1 protein-coding gene and 2 pseudogenes are annotated in these 1039 nt (G+C 71.8%); all 3 read right to left on the bottom strand.

Annotated elements, in window-relative coordinates; genetic code table 11:
• Positions 1–126 (bottom strand): annotated as a pseudogene (locus ACFVWU_RS44990) (ATP-binding protein); the annotation flags it as partial.
• Positions 107–784: a DUF742 domain-containing protein gene (locus ACFVWU_RS44985; RefSeq protein ID WP_387632546.1), complete on the bottom strand. Its 678-nt coding sequence runs from the start codon at positions 782–784 to the stop codon at positions 107–109. The pseudogene ACFVWU_RS44990 and the gene ACFVWU_RS44985, both read right to left, overlap by 20 nt.
• Before the next feature lie 161 nt (positions 785–945).
• Positions 946–1039: pseudogene (locus tag ACFVWU_RS44980) on the bottom strand (roadblock/LC7 domain-containing protein); the annotation flags it as partial.

Below are 1039 nucleotides of genomic sequence, written 5' to 3'. Positions count from 1 at the left end.
GGGGTTGATCTCGGAGACGGCGCCGACGAGCGTGGTCTTGCCGACGCCGAAGCCGCCCGCGATGACGATCTTCGCGGAGGTGGTGGCGCGGGTGGGGGCGGCCGCGTTAGAGCTTGCGAAGTCCACTGAGGACCCTTTCGAGCAGCGTGACGTCGGGCTGGTTTCCGGATTCGCCGCCGGAAGCGGGCTGGTGGATGGCGACGAGGCCGGCCTCGGCCAGGTCGGCCACGAGGATGCGGGCCACTCCCAGGGGAAGGGAGAGCAGCGCTGACACCTCCGCGACGGATTTGACCTCCGTGCACAGGGTGCAGATCCGCTGGTGCTCGGGGAGCAGGGTGGCCAGGCGCTGCGGGTCGACGTCGGCGGAGACCAGGGCCTCCAGCGCGAGCTCGTAGCGCGGCCGGGTGCGGCCGCCGGTCATCGCGAACGGCCGGATCAGCGGGCCGGAGTCGGGCTCGTCCTCGAACTCCTCGACGTGCCCGGGCTCCTGGGCCAGCTGGTAGCCGGGCGCCTGGGCGGGTGCCGGGGCCGGCCAGCCGGTCGGTTGCGGGCCGGGCGGCGGAGTGTCGTAGGCGGGCTGCTGCCCGGCGTACGGGTCGTACTGGCCGTACTGTTCCTCGGCCCGGGGGTACGGGTGCTGCTGGGGCTGTCCGTACTGGGGCTGTCCGTACTGGTGCCGGCCGTACTGCTGACCGTGGCCGACGCCGGGTGCTCCGAAGGCGTCATGGCCTGTGCCAGGGTACGGAACGCCGTACTGGCCGCTGCGGTCGTCGGGCGGTGTCACGGTTCCTCTCCTCACAGGGTGCGGCGGTGCGGTGCGAGCTTCGGTACGAGTCCGGAGCCGGTGGTGCGAAGGCCGTACAACGTCCGAACCCGAGCCCGCCGAAGCGGGCCCGGGAAGGACGCGGAGGTGCTTCGAATACCTGGACGGTATCCGACGAACCGTCAGTGCAGGAGACTGCCCTGGAGTTCCGCGCGAAGTGCGGGGGTGAGGACGGCGCCGGCTCGGTCGACGAGCAGGGCCATTTCGTAGCCGACG

Origin of the sequence: Kitasatospora sp. NPDC058190 (assembly GCF_042883685.1) — a bacterium.
Taxonomy (GTDB): Bacteria; Actinomycetota; Actinomycetes; order Streptomycetales; family Streptomycetaceae; genus Kitasatospora.
This window is presented reverse-complemented; position numbering and strand designations above follow the sequence as displayed.